Source organism: Ruegeria sp. YKSD179, from assembly GCF_059612885.1.
Genome location: NZ_JBXWRL010000037.1, coordinates 38410 through 52661 on the forward strand (window position 1 = coordinate 38410; position 14252 = coordinate 52661).

The 14252-nt window shown below is 51.4% G+C and carries 15 protein-coding genes; 9 read left to right on the forward strand and 6 right to left on the reverse strand.

The genetic code is table 11. From position 1 onward, the window contains the following. Positions 1–28 precede the first annotated feature (28 nt). From AC2FNE_RS16685 to AC2FNE_RS16700, 4 genes are all read right to left on the reverse strand, one after another. Positions 29–718, reverse strand: coding sequence for a TetR/AcrR family transcriptional regulator (locus tag AC2FNE_RS16685; protein WP_496805831.1), 690 nt, complete (start codon positions 716–718; stop codon positions 29–31). 61 nt (positions 719–779) lie between these two features. Beyond that, positions 780–1736, reverse strand: a complete 957-nt coding sequence (locus AC2FNE_RS16690) for an SMP-30/gluconolactonase/LRE family protein (protein WP_496805832.1) — start codon at positions 1734–1736, stop codon at positions 780–782. Positions 1737–2886: 1150 nt separating this feature from the next. Continuing rightward, a complete protein-coding gene (locus tag AC2FNE_RS16695) occupies positions 2887–3261 on the reverse strand; it encodes a cupin domain-containing protein (protein ID WP_170604284.1) in 375 nt (124 codons plus the stop codon). A gap of 62 nt (positions 3262–3323) precedes the next feature. Beyond that, on the reverse strand, positions 3324–4046 hold the full coding sequence (locus AC2FNE_RS16700) for a DUF1194 domain-containing protein (RefSeq protein ID WP_496805833.1): 723 nt from the start codon (positions 4044–4046) through the stop codon (positions 3324–3326). A gap of 221 nt (positions 4047–4267) precedes the next feature. On the opposite strand from AC2FNE_RS16700, the gene AC2FNE_RS16705 reads away from it, so the two are divergent. Further along, positions 4268–4990, forward strand: coding sequence for a type 1 glutamine amidotransferase (locus tag AC2FNE_RS16705; RefSeq protein WP_170476544.1), 723 nt, complete (start codon positions 4268–4270; stop codon positions 4988–4990). Here the strand turns inward: AC2FNE_RS16705 and AC2FNE_RS16710 are convergent, their stop codons facing one another. Both AC2FNE_RS16710 and AC2FNE_RS16715 read right to left on the reverse strand, forming a co-directional pair. Beyond that, on the reverse strand, positions 4991–5440 hold the full coding sequence (locus AC2FNE_RS16710) for a hypothetical protein (RefSeq protein ID WP_170604278.1): 450 nt from the start codon (positions 5438–5440) through the stop codon (positions 4991–4993). Beyond that, a complete protein-coding gene (locus AC2FNE_RS16715) occupies positions 5440–6114 on the reverse strand; it encodes a FadR/GntR family transcriptional regulator (protein WP_496805834.1) in 675 nt (224 codons plus the stop codon). Before AC2FNE_RS16715 ends, AC2FNE_RS16710 begins: the two co-directional genes overlap by 1 nt. Positions 6115–6252: 138 nt before the next feature. Here AC2FNE_RS16715 and AC2FNE_RS16720 point away from each other — a divergent pair, with 138 nt between their 5' ends. The 8 genes from AC2FNE_RS16720 to AC2FNE_RS16755 form a co-directional block, all read left to right on the forward strand. After that, positions 6253–7596, forward strand: a complete 1344-nt coding sequence (locus AC2FNE_RS16720; protein ID WP_170604274.1) for an NAD(P)/FAD-dependent oxidoreductase — start codon at positions 6253–6255, stop codon at positions 7594–7596. 69 nt (positions 7597–7665) lie between these two features. Next, a complete protein-coding gene (locus AC2FNE_RS16725; protein ID WP_496805835.1) occupies positions 7666–9141 on the forward strand; it encodes a glutamine synthetase family protein in 1476 nt (491 codons plus the stop codon). A gap of 89 nt (positions 9142–9230) precedes the next feature. Further along, on the forward strand, positions 9231–10163 hold the full coding sequence (locus tag AC2FNE_RS16730) for a class II glutamine amidotransferase domain-containing protein (RefSeq protein ID WP_170476534.1): 933 nt from the start codon (positions 9231–9233) through the stop codon (positions 10161–10163). Continuing rightward, the gene (locus AC2FNE_RS16735; RefSeq protein WP_170604270.1) at positions 10151–11020 is read left to right on the forward strand and encodes a GltB/FmdC/FwdC-like GXGXG domain-containing protein; all 870 of its coding nucleotides are present in this window, start codon (positions 10151–10153) and stop codon (positions 11018–11020) included. Before AC2FNE_RS16730 ends, AC2FNE_RS16735 begins: the two co-directional genes overlap by 13 nt. Positions 11021–11073: 53 nt before the next feature. After that, complete coding sequence (locus AC2FNE_RS16740) at positions 11074–12438, forward strand: FMN-binding glutamate synthase family protein (protein ID WP_170476530.1); 1365 nt, start codon at positions 11074–11076, stop codon at positions 12436–12438. Positions 12439–12451: 13 nt separating this feature from the next. Next, entirely contained in the window at positions 12452–12865 is a 414-nt protein-coding gene (locus tag AC2FNE_RS16745) for a hypothetical protein (protein WP_170476528.1), read from the forward strand. 3 nt (positions 12866–12868) lie between these two features. Beyond that, positions 12869–13717, forward strand: coding sequence for a carbon-nitrogen hydrolase family protein (locus tag AC2FNE_RS16750; RefSeq protein ID WP_170476526.1), 849 nt, complete (start codon positions 12869–12871; stop codon positions 13715–13717). Continuing rightward, positions 13714–14252: hypothetical protein (locus AC2FNE_RS16755; protein ID WP_496805836.1), on the forward strand; the 539-nt coding region annotated here is incomplete at its 3' end. The genes AC2FNE_RS16750 and AC2FNE_RS16755, both read left to right, overlap by 4 nt.

Below are 14252 nucleotides of genomic sequence, written 5' to 3' on the forward strand. Positions count from 1 at the left end.
GTTTCAGCCTCGGCCAGCTTGTCCGCACCTAACAGGCTGTCCACGGTGTCGTCGATTTGTTGGAAAAACAGTCGGCCAGCTCTTTGGCGTTGGCCTTTCCGTACAACCCACAGATAGCGTTCAAGGAAATGGAAAAATACTGTATCGCTCCGATCAGTTGAAAGACTTGAGAGCGCATTTCGGTTTCGCTGGTGTGCTGACCAACCGGTGTACCCCGGGAAATTTCTATTAACCTGTCCAAGTAGGCCTGCACGGGCCAAACCTTTGAGTTCTCGCGGACATCCAACAGCGCCCGAACGGTCAGGCGTGCGTCTTCGGGCCGCAAAAAGTTGGACCCCTTTAACCGATTGAAATAAGCTTTAAGGTGCATCACCGGGTCAGGCTGCTTTGCCGCTTCAATCTCAGCGAATTGTCGATCAGCGAGAGCGGAAAGAACTTCGGAGTAAAGATATTGCTTTGTACCGAAGAAATGCAGCAACGCCTGTTTTGACACACTTGCTTCACCCGCCAACGCAGCGAGGCTGACGCCATGATAGCCGTTAGCGGCGAACTTTTTTTGGCAATCGTCAGTTAGCCTGCCCTTGGGTTGGTCTGCCTGTTCTTTTTGACGAGCTCCGTCTCTGACGTGACATTCGCAAATATTTGGCTCGACAAAATTGGCTGACTTGTCCTCTAAGTGGTCATTGCCGTGGTTTTGTCGAATGTCCGCCGTTGACAAAAGCCACTGACGCGGCCGGGGTTTGTAAAATGGTCCCGACCTTCGACTTACCTATTTTTCTTTACCCTCCCACGACGCCTGGAATATTGACATAAAGCGCGTAAATTGAATGGCTGGCTGCCATGAAAATACGGCTATTTGCTCGACCGCCAAAGCAAAGATTGGCACATCTTTCGGGCAGAATAATGCGGCCAATCAGGGTCCCATCAGGGGCAAAGATCATCACCCCGTCAAGTTCTGAATCACCCATGCCCCAACCACACCAGAGATTTCCATCAGCATCCACGCGAAACCCGTCTGGTGTACCAGGGCCAGCATCTATCAGCACGCGCTTGTTTCGGATCGAGGCGCCGTCAACATTCACGTCATAAGCTAGTATTTTGCGTGTCGGTACACCTCGCGATTCCACAACATAGAGCACAGTCTCATCGGGACTAAAGGCCAGTCCGTTAGGTCCCAAAATGTCGTAGGCCACGACGCTCAATTCTCCAGTGTCGGCATCAAGTCGGTAAACGTTTTGGCCTAATTCTGGTTCCGCGCGATTTCCTTCGTAATTGCCCAAGATACCAAACGTCGGATCGGTGAACCAAATGCTGTTATCAGATTTGACAATAACGTCGTTGGGGGAGCTGAGCCGCTTTCCGTCAAAACTGTCAGCCAGAACAGTAATAGTGCCGTCATATTCTGTCCGCGTCACCCTGCGGCTGCCGTGTTCACAGGTGATCAGGCGGCCCTGCCGGTCTCTGGTTTGACCATTGGAAAAATTTGACGGCTGCCGAAACGCCGATGTTTTTCCTGTGACTTCATCCCACCGCATAATCCGGTTGTTTGGAATGTCACTCCACAGCAGATATCGCCCGTCTCCGAACCACACGGGTCCCTCGCACCAGCGACACCCTACCGCCAATCTCTCAACTCCCGCCAAAGGCAACTTGTACTTTTCAAATCGCGGATCAAGCGAAATCACAGATGGGTCGGGATACCGTTGAGAAGGTTGCCAGTCGTATGTATCGTTCATAAATTAAACTCCGTTCAGTGAATTTTTTCAGAAAAGATAAATTGTCTTCAGAATCCGCGAAAGTCGTTTCCTATTTACTTCCTCAACTCGCATACATCGGATTGGCCAGACCTTTTGAATGCCCCTAAAACAACCAAGTGCGCGGACAAATGAAGTCTGTAGGTTTCTGTTGTTATTTGGAAAGGTTACTGACTTTCTGTTTTGGATATCTAGAAAGATAATAGGGTGTCTCTGGTTCAGAAAGGATAACGACGAGGGGACAGAAAATCTCTCAGGTGACTACATGTTGAAGCTATTCGCGCTGAAAACATTTCCGTTGTAGAAAGCTGGAGTTTTTTCTCATGTTGGCTCCAGATTGCTTTGTCAGCGAACTCAGAGAAGTGTTGTATTTCCAACTGGTTGTTGCGACGAATACCTTCCACATTTTGTCCGAAGTCGCCTGAAACTCGAGCAAAGCGTTGTGTGTGCCACATTCCGGCCTGCGTATCGGGAGCAGTGACACGCCAGTCGGCTGCAGGTTTGCAAGTACAATGCCACCTGCGATTGGAGATGCTTCGATAGACGCGGAGAATATGTTTTCGCCTCAAGTAAAACGTTTCAACGAGCAGCAGGATTGCCTGTAAAGCGGTTGTTCGCGTCGAGTGCAGCGAAAAAGACGACGAACCCAAATTGACTTTAGGCTGCGATTACAGAATGTTACGTCAAAACATCAGTGTGGAAAATCAATACCCCTTGAGATAAACCTCCCACTAATACTCTTAGCGGCACTTATCGCCTCGGTTAGTCCGGGGCCCGCGACCCTTGCCGTTGCAGGAACATCCATGGCTTCGGGTCGCAGATTGGGTTTGGCTCTTGCCTCGGATATTAAAACAGGCTCGCTTATGTGGTCGGTCGCTGCTGCTCTTGGACTGGGAGCCGTGATGCTCGCAAATGCGTGGGTCTGCTCTTGTTCCTGATCCCCTTTGAATTGAGTCATGGCGGAAAAACAGCCCATATTTCCACAACGTATGTTGAAACTGTTTCGCGAAGTAGACCGCGGACCACGACAAGTTGTTTTGTTGTTTTCACGAGTGACGCGAGAGCTGCTTATTCTTTGCGTGATGCCAAAGAAAAATCCATCTCTGTCAGTCTTGGGCCTTTCCGCAAAAAATCATTCAAACGCGCTTAGGGGATGTTCGGTGGATTCCGCGTAAACTGCTATCAGGCAACCGGTTTCAGTGTAAGAACTGTGCTCGGTTCCTTTTGCAAGCCAAACCACGTCACCTTGTTTGTATACTGTGCCGTCGTTATCGATAAGTTCACCCTGAATGATCAGAAACTCTTCTGCTCCGCCGTGTCGATGCGGTGTAGAGCTGGAACCCGGCTCCATTCGGTAAATGTAAAACCCCACATCTCGGACTGCATCCGGGTTTAGCTGAATAAAGTGTGTACCTGTTTCAGATGACCCGTCAGGATCGTAAGGAATATAAGCGGTTTTATCATAGATATTTGCGACCAGTCTTTCTGTCGCTTGGATCGGTTTCATTCATTTCTCCTTAACTTGCCGGCAAATTGGGTTAGTTTTTCTTAGAGATCGCGGACGAGTGATTAGCGCAGACCCAGGACAGGAAAGGTGACCTCCTTCATGAGTTTTTGCTGCATTGCTCTTGCGTAGTCCTCGTATCCATAAGCAATCAACGTGAATGCGGCGGAGCCATGAATGACTTCGCGCGCGAAATAATTCATCAGATCTAAGTCCGTAAATTCTTCTTCAGCTGTTGCAATATCGGATGCAGCGGGCTCTCCCACGACCAGCGCGTTAACAGTTACGTCTCTGAACGTATCCAACTCGTAAACCTGCCTAGGAGAGGGACCTATGTTGTTTTTACCGTCACCAGAAACATCAATTGTTTTTTGCCAACAATGTTCTTTCTGCTTCAGAAGCTCTCCGGCAAATAGTATCGCCGTACTCAAAGCGGTCTTTAAACCAGCCCGTTTTTTTTGGTAGGCACTAATACGACGAACGGCTACGTCGATCGCGTCATGGCTGTCTAACGCGATCCAGGGTTGGATCAAAAACTGATGATTTTGAGAACTCCACTCAAAAACAGACAGGTACACAGGATTGTCCGGATTACTCAGAATAGCAGCGCGAACTTCGGCGGCGTTGAGCGCGTAAGAAAGCCCATTCAACTGCATTGCGTATTCGGATTCGTCCACAGAACCGGAAACATCAAGTGCAAGGACCAGCGCCAATCTACACCTTTCGGCATGCAGAGGCAGCGGACAGAGCAAAGTTGTACAAATCAGAAAAGTAATGAGGCGACTCATGCTAAATCTTCGCAACATTCTTTTCCTTGGCTAGTAATTTTCGAAGGTTTGCAACATTAATTTTACCCAGCCAAGCGTGCGAAGTGTACTGCGGCGCAAGCCGAGCCACCATCTAGTGCCGGGTTCGACTTTGAAGGAACTTGACCGATCTTTGTCGTTACTGCCTATCGAAATCGTATGAGATTGCACTAAGGTCGAGTGGAAATTCAAAGGGCAAGGTTATGAAACTTCTAATATTGCAACACGCGAGCGTTGAGCATCCGGGGATTTTCCGATCATTTTTAAAGGAAGACGGCCATAGTTACGACACGGTTGAGTTGGACGAGGGTCAATCACTTCCATCGCTTGACGGTTATGATGGGCTATGGGTCATGGGCGGCCCAATGGACGTGTGGCAAGAAGACACCTATCCATGGCTGAAAGACGAAAAGGTCTTTATCCGCGAAGCGGTGGAGGTCAGGGGGCTGCCGTTCCTTGGGCTTTGTCTGGGGCACCAATTGTTGGCCGAAGCTTTGGGCGGAAGCGTCGGTCCGTCTGAAACGCCAGAGATAGGTGTTCTGGATGTTCAGTTAACAGAAGAAGGAGCGTCCGGCGTGATACTGGATGGTCTGCCGGATCGTTTCCCATGCCTTCAGTGGCATTCTGCCGAAATTAAGCAGATGCCCTCAGGAGCAAGCTGCCTTGCCACTTCGCCAGATTGTGCTGTCCAGGCAATGAAATGGGGAACACGTGCATACTCAGCGCAATTTCACATTGAAGTGGAAGATGACACGGTGGCCAACTGGGCTGATATCAAAGAGTACCGCTTGGCACTTGACGCGGCAATGGGCGACAATGCGACAGAGCGTCTAGGCGCAGATGTTTCGGCAAATCTTTCTAAATTCAACGATATGGCTGAGCGGTTATACATTAATTGGATGCAAACGTCCGCGCAGGCGAAGTGATCAGTTTTTTGATGGTTGTTGGCCGGGTTCAACCCGTAAGAAGACAAGTGTTCGGTTTTGCCCTCCTTTGTCCTTGACCGAAACTGCATAAACATCCTCTTCGTGAACCCATTCCTTCAGGTTGTAACTGTCTGGGTGGTTCACCTGTTCGTCTTGTCCCATCTGTCGGCCAACTCTGCATTTCGTCAACGTGGCCCACAGCTCTGATGCTTGGTCCAGAGCCAGCGTACTCCGATAAGGGTGGCTCCAGAAACAAGATGTTCCTGTTGTAGCTAGTGACGTTGTAAAAGCTGAGCATTCCGCGCCAGCGGGGAATGTTCCCGAAGTCGTAAATTGGTCAAGAAAGTCCACCACGTCACATTCTCCGGCCAATAATGAACTCGCAGGAGCCAGCATCGCCGCGGCGATGGCAGCGACAGAAACTCTAAGTGATGTCTTGGGTGTAGGCACTAAGCCTCCGCAGCCCGCATCAGCGACATACGAGCAGTTTCAAGGTGCTCTTTCATTTTAACTGCGGCTCTCTCAGGTTCACGTGAACGAAGAGCGTTCAGGATTTCGCGATGTTGGGCATTATACTGTTGGATAATCTGTTCTTCGAGCGTCAAGTGTCGCATTCGGGTCCATTCATCCAATGATCGTATTGTGTTGATCTGACTGATCAGCCATATCAACAGGTTGTTTCGCGTTGATGCGGCCAACCTGCGGTGAAATGCTGTGTCTGCCTCGGCAAAGAGAGTGGAATCGTTCTGGGCAGCTTCCATTTGCTTACAAAATGCCTCTAGGGCCTCAAAATCCTCGCGTCTTGCATGAAGAACGCTGAGGCGACATATGTGTGGTTCAAGTGCAAAGCGTGCGTCAATCAATTCCAAGGGAGTTGCTTCTTCAACAGCCGAAGGAACGACATCCTGCTTCACGGCAGTAACGTAAGTCCCACTACCCGCGCGCGTCTCCAAAAGTCCTTCTTTTTCGAGTTGGTAAAGCGCGTCGCGCAGAGTGTTTCGTGCGACACCCAGCTGTTCCGCCAATAATCGCGACGGCGGTAAGCGCTCGAATCGCTGAAATTCCCCCTCGTCAATCGATCGCCGCAGTTCAGTAGCCACGTCGGCGAAACTTTTTCTTCCCATTTTTGATCCATTTAGTAATCCAAAAGTAAACCAAATTTACAGATAACAGACCAAAATGCAAATATTGGATTAAAAGTTGTTGATTTTGGTTTGGAGTGTGGCTCTTCTTTTACGCATCACCAAACGGCGAGGACACCTATGGCATTCCCTCAACACGCAGATTACGTGATCGTCGGCGCAGGCATTCACGGCGTTTCCACAGCCTGGAAACTGGCGGAAAGGCTGCAAGAACGAGGGGAGAATGTTGAAGGCCGTATTGTCGTTTTGGACAAAAGCGGGATCGCGGCAGGAGCATCTGGAATTGCCTGTGGGGTAGTTCGCAACAACTACTTCCAACCGGCGATGCGTAAACTTATGGCTCATTCGGTGGATGTTTGGGAAAGCGACCCAAAGGGGCTTTCGTATCATCCGGTCGGCTACATGCAGATTTCCTCTGAAAGTATGCGTGACGATGTGGGGTCCATTTACGCACAGCAACAGGCAATTGGATACGAAAGCGTCTTCATCGAAGGAGAAAACGCCTGCACGTCGTACATGCGTGGGTACTTCGGAGATTGGCAAGCCCAAAATATCACATCCGTACTGCACGAAAAACGAGGCGGCTTCTCAAACCAAACCAAGACAATGTACGCGCTGGCCGAAAAGATCGAAGCGCTAGGCGTTCGGATCATCACCGGCGTCGAGGTAATGGGCTTCGAAGCAATGAATGGGTCTGGTGCGATCCAGTTTGTCGAAACAAACAAGGGAAAAATTTCCTGCGAGCATGTCATCATCGGCGCGGGTCCATGGGTGCGCGACTTTTGGTCGATGCTTGATTTGCCAAGCAAGATCACGGTCAAAGACCTGCAGGGCGATGTGCACGAAGACGTTGACATGTGGCGTTTCTGGCAGCTTGAAGAAGGAGTGTTAAACATCGATCCGGACATTGGGCGAGCCGATGACGGCAGCCTCGCGCCGGTGATACATGTCGATACGGATGCTCCGCTAAAATCGACCGTCGATGGTTCGATCATCACCGAAGAGATGTGGGGGATCTACTATAAGCCTGACTGGCATTTTGGTGGAATTCAAGGTGGTGCAAGCCCTTACAAAGTTGAGACACCTGTCGACGAAGTACAGATTGACCCTTATGGGCCATCTTCGCCTGAGTTCGTTTCAAGCCCCGAATTTGCGCATATGTGGGTCAGTGCGCTGGCTCATTGTCAGGCACGTTACGAAGGTATGATGCCTAAGTACCACAAAGAAGCGTCGGGTGGGATCGGTTGTTTCACGGCTGATAGTTTCCCTGTTTTTGACCACTTTCGTGAGAACGTGACAGTGATTGCCGACAGCAATCACGGATGGAAGATGCTGGGTGTCGGTCACCTGATCGCAGACGAAGTGCTTGGAGAACGTCAAGATCTTCTCGAGCCGTTCCGCTTTGACCGTTTCGCCAAAGGTGAACTGCACCCTGTATCCAACAGCCCGTACCCGTGGAGTTAGCGACAAAACCAAGTTCGCATTGAAGAGCGCCGGAAGAGTGCTCGCCTCAAGCTAGCAAGGAGATAGAAAGTGATCACCGATCTTGAAAGATTTGTAGAAGCGCCAGGTCGCGATGAAAAAATCAAGCAAGTAAGGGAAATGATCAATGCAAAGGGCATTGAATACCTTTACCTTCAATTCGTTTCGGTCACCGGAAAAATCATGGGTAAGGGCATCCCGGCCGATCATTGGGAAACGGTTGCCAAAAAAGGATTTCAGCTAGTCTACGGTGCGACCGTAAACCTCTTCACAGATCGCGCTGGTAACTATCTTGGATACGGCCCGGAAGCAGCAGAACTTGTAGGAATTCCCGAGCCGGAAACTTTTATGCAATTGCCTTGGGCTCCTACCATTGGGCGGTTCTATTGCACTTTGTTCCGGAATCGGGAGGAAAAAGAAAATCCGGGTGGATATCTTACCTCCGATTGCCGGGGAAACCTGCGTCGGCTGCACGAGGAATTCACTAAAAAACATGGAACCAAGCTTCGGATTGGTACTGAGCCCGAGATGATGTGGCTAAAGTTCGACGAAGATGGAAAGCCCCGCGACGGGTTTTCGAAACCGTATTGCTATCACATCGACCAGTTTGAAAGCCTGCGGCCCGTATCAATGCAGGTGATCCGCTACGCGCGCCAGATGGGTCTGGATATGATCCAGGGCGATCACGAGGATGCACCAGGCCAGCTTGAATTAAACTGGATGTTTGACGACGTGCTGCGTAATGCTGACCGTTTGACGACCTACCGCCAAATCTGCGCGCAGGTGGCCCGAGAAAATGGCATCTTTGCTTGTTTTATGACAAAGCCCTTCATGGGCGTTTCTGCCAGCGGCTGCCACCACAACATGAGCCTATGGAGAGGCGGTGAGGATGAGTTTGTTCCCGTCGGCAATGACCCCGAAGATTTGCCGGGAATGAAGGAAAACTACATGTATGTGAAGGGCGGTGAGAACACATTCATGCCCGACACTGATGACCCTCAGATGCCCGGCAAAGAGGGTTTGAAAGCCATCGGGGGTGTCGTCACACATCTGCAGGCACTTACGGCTATTGGATGCTCTACGGTAAATTCCTATCGTCGATTGTGGGATACAGGTTTTTGGGCGCCAGTGTTTGCGGATTGGGGTTTCCAGAACCGTACGACTGGGCTTCGCGTTTCGGCACCCGGACGGTTTGAGTACCGGTCAGTCGACTCGATGGTAAACCCATACATTATGGGGTCGACATTGCTTGCGGCGATGGACGATGGGCTGGAAAACAACCTTGATCCCGGTGAGCCTGAAGAGCGCAATATTTACGAGGCGATGGCCGAAGGCAAGGAAGTCAAAAAGCTTCCGATGTCTCTGGGCGAGGCTCTGGATCATCTGGCAGGTAACGAGGTGGTCAAGCGCGGCATGCCGGGCGAGATGTACCGCCTTTATGAAGAGTACAAACGCGATGAGTTTGCGCGCTTCATGTCCACCGTAACCGAGTGGGACAACGAAATGTACATGGAGTGCCTACCTTAAACGGAGGCTTACGGGCGGATCGCTGACCGCGGCCGCTCTTTGATCGAATTACGCCAGATTGAAGAATTCGCAGGAGGAGCGCAGATCAAATGTGCGGAATTGTTGGATTAATTCATCTCAAAGGAGCGTCGAATGTTGGCGGTGAGATGACAGCGATGCTTCAGTCCCTGAAGCATCGGGGACCAGACTCAACCGGTTATGCGGTCTATCGGGAGAACGCGGAAGACTATGTCATGCGGGTTAAGATAGCCGAAGCCGAGGACATGGATCGTGGACGCGGCATTCACGACGTTCTGGAAGAACGGTTGGCCAAGGTTGATGCCATCCTTGAAGAGCATGGTGCGAACGTAAAGCAAAAGGAACGAGTTCGTCCTTATGCCTTGCGCTATGTTTTGACGCATGATGGTAATACTGGTGAGATGGCTGAGCACATCGAGGAGATCGATGATGTTGAGATACTCTCGCTTGGAAACGGTCTGGAGTTGATCAAAGACCTGGGCGATGCGTCAGTGGTTGCCGAGGCTTACGGCTTGGATGACTTTCGGGGCACGCACGGTATCGGTCACACGAGGATGGCTACGGAGTCTGACGTAGATATCAAATCAGCGCATCCTTATTGGGCCTTCCCATACAACGACGTCTCGGTTGTCCATAACGGGCAAATTACGAATTATTGGATAATGCGTCGCGAGATGGAACGGAAAGGTCATCGTTTCATGTCGAACTGTGACAGCGAATTGCTGGCAGTCTACACGGCGCACAATCTTGCAAACGGCGTCACTCTTGAAGAAAGCCTCAGGCGTTCGATTGATGAGATCGATGGAGTCTTTACCTACCTTGTTTGCACCAAGGATCAATTAGGTATGGCCAAGGATACCATGGCGGCCAAACCGTTGGTTCTTTACGAAAGCGATGACCTGATCGCCATGGCTTCTGAAGAGGTCGCGATCCGAGCGATCCTGCCTCATGAAATAGACACTACCGATCCCTATGATGAGGAGGTTCGCGTATGGCAAGCGTAAGCGCTACAGACCTAAAGGGAATGACCCAAGAAGAACGGGTCAAAGCTTTGGGCATGACAACGGATCAGCTTACTGGGCGGTCCATGTACATTGAATTTGATCCGGATGCGACAGAACGCTTCGCATATCCTTGGGCGCCGGACGTCGATTTCAACAAGCGTACAGAACTTGATTGCGACGAGATGACGGCGACTGAGGTCAACGCGAATATTCGCTCTTTGATGGAGGAGGGCTTTGGCTCGATCGTAGTCAAAAACCCCCGCGGCATGCATAGCCTTGGGGTCGGCATTTTGAACAAGCTCAACCTGATTATTGAAGGTTCAACAGGGTACTTTGCCGTTGGTCTGATCGACGGGCCGAACGTGCGTATCAATGGGCGTGTAGGTTGGTCTTGTGGCGAGAACATGATGTCCGGCACAGTAATCGTTGAGAAAAACGCGGGATCCACATTCGGGGCGGCCATCCGCGGAGGTGACCTTGTTTGTCGCGGTTCCGTTGGATCACGGACTGGCATCGACATGAAGGGCGGGACGATAATCGTGGGCGGCGACACCGGTGCGCTTTCGGGTTTCATGATGCAGCGTGGCCGCATGGTTGTTTGCGGTAATGCTGGTAAGAACCTTGGTGACTCGATGTACGACGGTACGATCTATATCGGGGGAGATATTCAGTCTTTGGGCGTTGATGCGGTTGAGGCTGAACTGACTGATTTGGATAAAGCGTGGTTGACCAGAAAGCTGACCCAATACGGGTTGATGCCAGAAAACGGCGTCGATCATTTCACCAAAGTGGTCGCGGGCAAACAGCTCTGGAACTACGACAATCTCGAACCGAATGAGAAAAAGCTCATCCTCTGAGGGACGGCCCTAAGATTCAGGGATGCCCGATAACCCTTTGAAAGGAAAAACATATGGCAGATGGAAACCCGCCAACCAAGAAGCTTTTGGACCGTGACGTCAACCGTATCGGAGATAGTTTTATTTTTCCGCCGCGGGTCATGGATGACATTCACATCAAATCCGAACTCGGCAGGTATAGAATGCGGGGTTTCTCGCTGTTTAAAAAAATACCTCACTGGGATGATCTGACTTTTCTGCCCGGGACGTTGACGCGTTTTGTTATCGAAGGTTACCGGGAGAAATGTGAAACCAAAACAGTAATAGGTCCACGCGCAAAGCGGCCGCTGGAATTGGATATCCCCGTCTACATAACAGGAATGAGCTTTGGTGCGTTGTCCTATGAGGCGAAAACTGCGCTGGCGCGAGGCGCCACAATGGCGGGCACAGCAACCTGTTCTGGCGAAGGCGGTATGATTCCCGACGAACGTCGGTATTCCTCAAAATGGTTCTACCAGTGTATTCAGTCGCGCTACGGGTTTAATCCCCATCATTTGGTACTTGCAGATGGCTGCGAGTTCTTCATCGGACAGGGCTGTAAAGTCGGTCTTGGGGGCCACCTAATGGGCCAGAAGGTGACCGACCAGGTTGCCGAGATGCGCTCTTTGCCAGCTGGTATTGACCAGCGGTCACCAGCTCGCCACCCCGATTGGCTGGGTCCCGACGATTTGGCGCTGAAAATTCAGGAGATCCGAGAAGCAACAGATTGGCAAATCCCGATCCAACTGAAACTCGGAGCTGCCCGAGTGTACGATGATGTGCGCATGGCCGTGAAATGTGATCCGGACTCGATTTATATCGACGGTATGGAAGGTGGCACGGGCGCAGGTCCGCACCTTGCAACAGAAGATACTGGCGTTCCCGGGATGGCCGCTATCCGCCAAGCACGCAAGGCGATAGACGACCTAGGAAAGCGGGGCGACATCACATTGATTTACGCCGGTGGTATTCGAAATGGCGCTGATGTAGCAAAGGCAATTGCGCTTGGTGCCGACGCGATCGCCATCGGACATTCTGCTATGATGGCGCTTAACTGCAACAAAGACATCCCGGAGGCCAACTATCCCGAAGAGATAGGGGCGGAGCCGGGCTATTGCTACCACTGTCATACGGGCCGTTGCCCGGTTGGCGTGGCGACACAAGACCCCATTTTGCGCCAGCGTCTTGATCCCGACGAAGCTGCAGAGCGCGTCTACAACTTCCTCCATACGCTGACTATCGAGGCTCAGTTGTTTGCTCGTGCCTGCGGTAAGACGCATCTGCATTCGTTGGAGCCGGAAGATCTGGCCGCGCTGACAATGGAAGCGTCAGCAATGGCGGGAGTTCCGTTGGCTGGCACAAGCCACACTGTTGGCGTTGAAGATTACCACCATCTGTAAGGAGACCTGAGTTATGGCCGGAACACAGTACCGCGGGTCTGAAATAAAAGACGTCGACCAGTTCATCAATGATGCACAAGGCTTGGAATCTGAGCGTGAGAAGGAAATAGGTCAGCACATTGGCTATCGATATGACGTGAATCTTGTGCCGGACTACAGCCGGATCACACCTTTCCTGAAGAGCTATATGGAGTTCATGGGTTGGGATGACCTGAATTGGCTCGAAGACATTCACATGGGCTACGAAGAGGGTAAACCTGCCGTCTTTGACCGAAACATTAACGGATGGGTTCGGATACCGGACAGCATCGAACTGCCGGACAACCAACAGGACCGTGACATGATTGCGCGCGAGCTTCTGCTAAAGTTCCAAATGTCCGACCGACACCCTTTGGTCATGCTCAGAAAGGCATACAAAAAGTTCTAATCCATGCCGCGCCCGCTCAATATCGCCTGCCTCCAAACCCGGCCTATGCCGACTATGGAGAGCGCCCTGGCCGAGGTCCTGCCGATGGCTGAGGCGGCAGTTTTGGCGGGCGCTCAAATGTTATTCCTGCCAGAGTATTGCGGTGGACTAAATTCTGACGGTGTCCGGTTGTGTCCACCATCTCAGGCGGAACACGTGCACCTTGTTCTGTCTCAATTGCGCAGCTTTGCGGCAGAGAGGCAAGTATGGGTGAACATCGGGTCTGTCGCAATCAACGGATCCGACGGTAAGATTATCAACCGTGGTTATATGGTTGACCCAAAAGGTGATATCTTAGGGTCTTACGACAAGATCCACTTGTTTGATGTCGACCTTTCCGAAGACGCCGTTTATCGCGAAAGCGATACTGTAGCTCCAGGCAGCCGAGCCCGTATCTACGACACTGCCTTGTGCAAAGTAGGTCATACGATTTGTTATGACCTTCGGTTTCCCGGGTTATTCAGAGATCTTGCTCATGCTGGAGCAGAAATCCTGTGTTGCCCTGCGGCCTTTACCAAAACGACCGGACAGGCGCATTGGCACGTTCTCAATCGCGCACGTGCCATCGAAAATACCGCGTTCGTCGTATCGCCTTGCGCCGTCGGTCCGGTACCAGGGGGCGGTGCCAGCTATGGGCATTCCCTTGTCATCAACCCCTGGGGCGAAATCCTTGCCGATGGCGGTGATATACCGGGTGTAATACACGCGCAGTTGGATCTTGATCTGGTCCAAGCGACTGCGGCGAGAGTACCCAGTTTGCGCCACGATCGGCCCTATCAATTAGCGGATTCAAAAGAGAAAGACGTCGCATGAGTTCACTGGGTTCTGTCTTGGGAGAAAGTTATTCCCCGTCGCCCTTGCGATTGTCATTTTTGAAATGGCAGTGCCGAGTGCGTCAAATGGCCATGAGGGATAATCAGGGACGCCCGGACGATGCGATTACACCGGCATTGTTCTTGCCGCACCAAGATCAACCGCTTGGGCATATAATTACTTTGCTGAACAAATCTCCGGGGTATTCGGTCACGCCAGAACTGCTTCATATGGCCAAAAAAACAAATGACCCGGCGCAGCGCCGAGATCAGGCGATTAGGTTCTTTTCCGCGACATACTATCAAAAAGCGTCGGAGTTTTCTGACATCCTGACAGCGACTTTTCCGCCGGGATCACCGGGGGCGGCATCTATACGCGAAGCAGAAAATGTACGACTGCGTTTTGAGGCGTATATGCAGATGTTTGATCTGTCGTGCAAAGTTTGGCGGCTGGCGCCCCACAATCCGCTGTATCAAGCGACTATGGCGCACAACCGCTTGTTCAATCCGGCCCTACCCGCCGACACCGAAGTTTT

Bases quoted from the DNA above. Each gene is read 5' to 3' on its own strand.
- AC2FNE_RS16690 (WP_496805832.1), bottom strand. From the start codon at position 1,736: ATGAACGATACATACGACTGGCAACCTTCTCAACGGTATCCCGACCCA.
- AC2FNE_RS16695 (WP_170604284.1), bottom strand. From the start codon at position 3,261: ATGAAACCGATCCAAGCGACAGAAAGACTGGTCGCAAATATCTATGAT.
- AC2FNE_RS16700 (WP_496805833.1), bottom strand. From the start codon at position 4,046: ATGAGTCGCCTCATTACTTTTCTGATTTGTACAACTTTGCTCTGTCCG.
- AC2FNE_RS16705 (WP_170476544.1), top strand. From the start codon at position 4,268: ATGAAACTTCTAATATTGCAACACGCGAGCGTTGAGCATCCGGGGATT.
- AC2FNE_RS16715 (WP_496805834.1), bottom strand. From the start codon at position 6,114: ATGGGAAGAAAAAGTTTCGCCGACGTGGCTACTGAACTGCGGCGATCG.
- AC2FNE_RS16720 (WP_170604274.1), top strand. From the start codon at position 6,253: ATGGCATTCCCTCAACACGCAGATTACGTGATCGTCGGCGCAGGCATT.
- AC2FNE_RS16730 (WP_170476534.1), top strand. From the start codon at position 9,231: ATGTGCGGAATTGTTGGATTAATTCATCTCAAAGGAGCGTCGAATGTT.
- AC2FNE_RS16735 (WP_170604270.1), top strand. From the start codon at position 10,151: ATGGCAAGCGTAAGCGCTACAGACCTAAAGGGAATGACCCAAGAAGAA.
- AC2FNE_RS16740 (WP_170476530.1), top strand. From the start codon at position 11,074: ATGGCAGATGGAAACCCGCCAACCAAGAAGCTTTTGGACCGTGACGTC.
- AC2FNE_RS16745 (WP_170476528.1), top strand. From the start codon at position 12,452: ATGGCCGGAACACAGTACCGCGGGTCTGAAATAAAAGACGTCGACCAG.
- AC2FNE_RS16750 (WP_170476526.1), top strand. From the start codon at position 12,869: ATGCCGCGCCCGCTCAATATCGCCTGCCTCCAAACCCGGCCTATGCCG.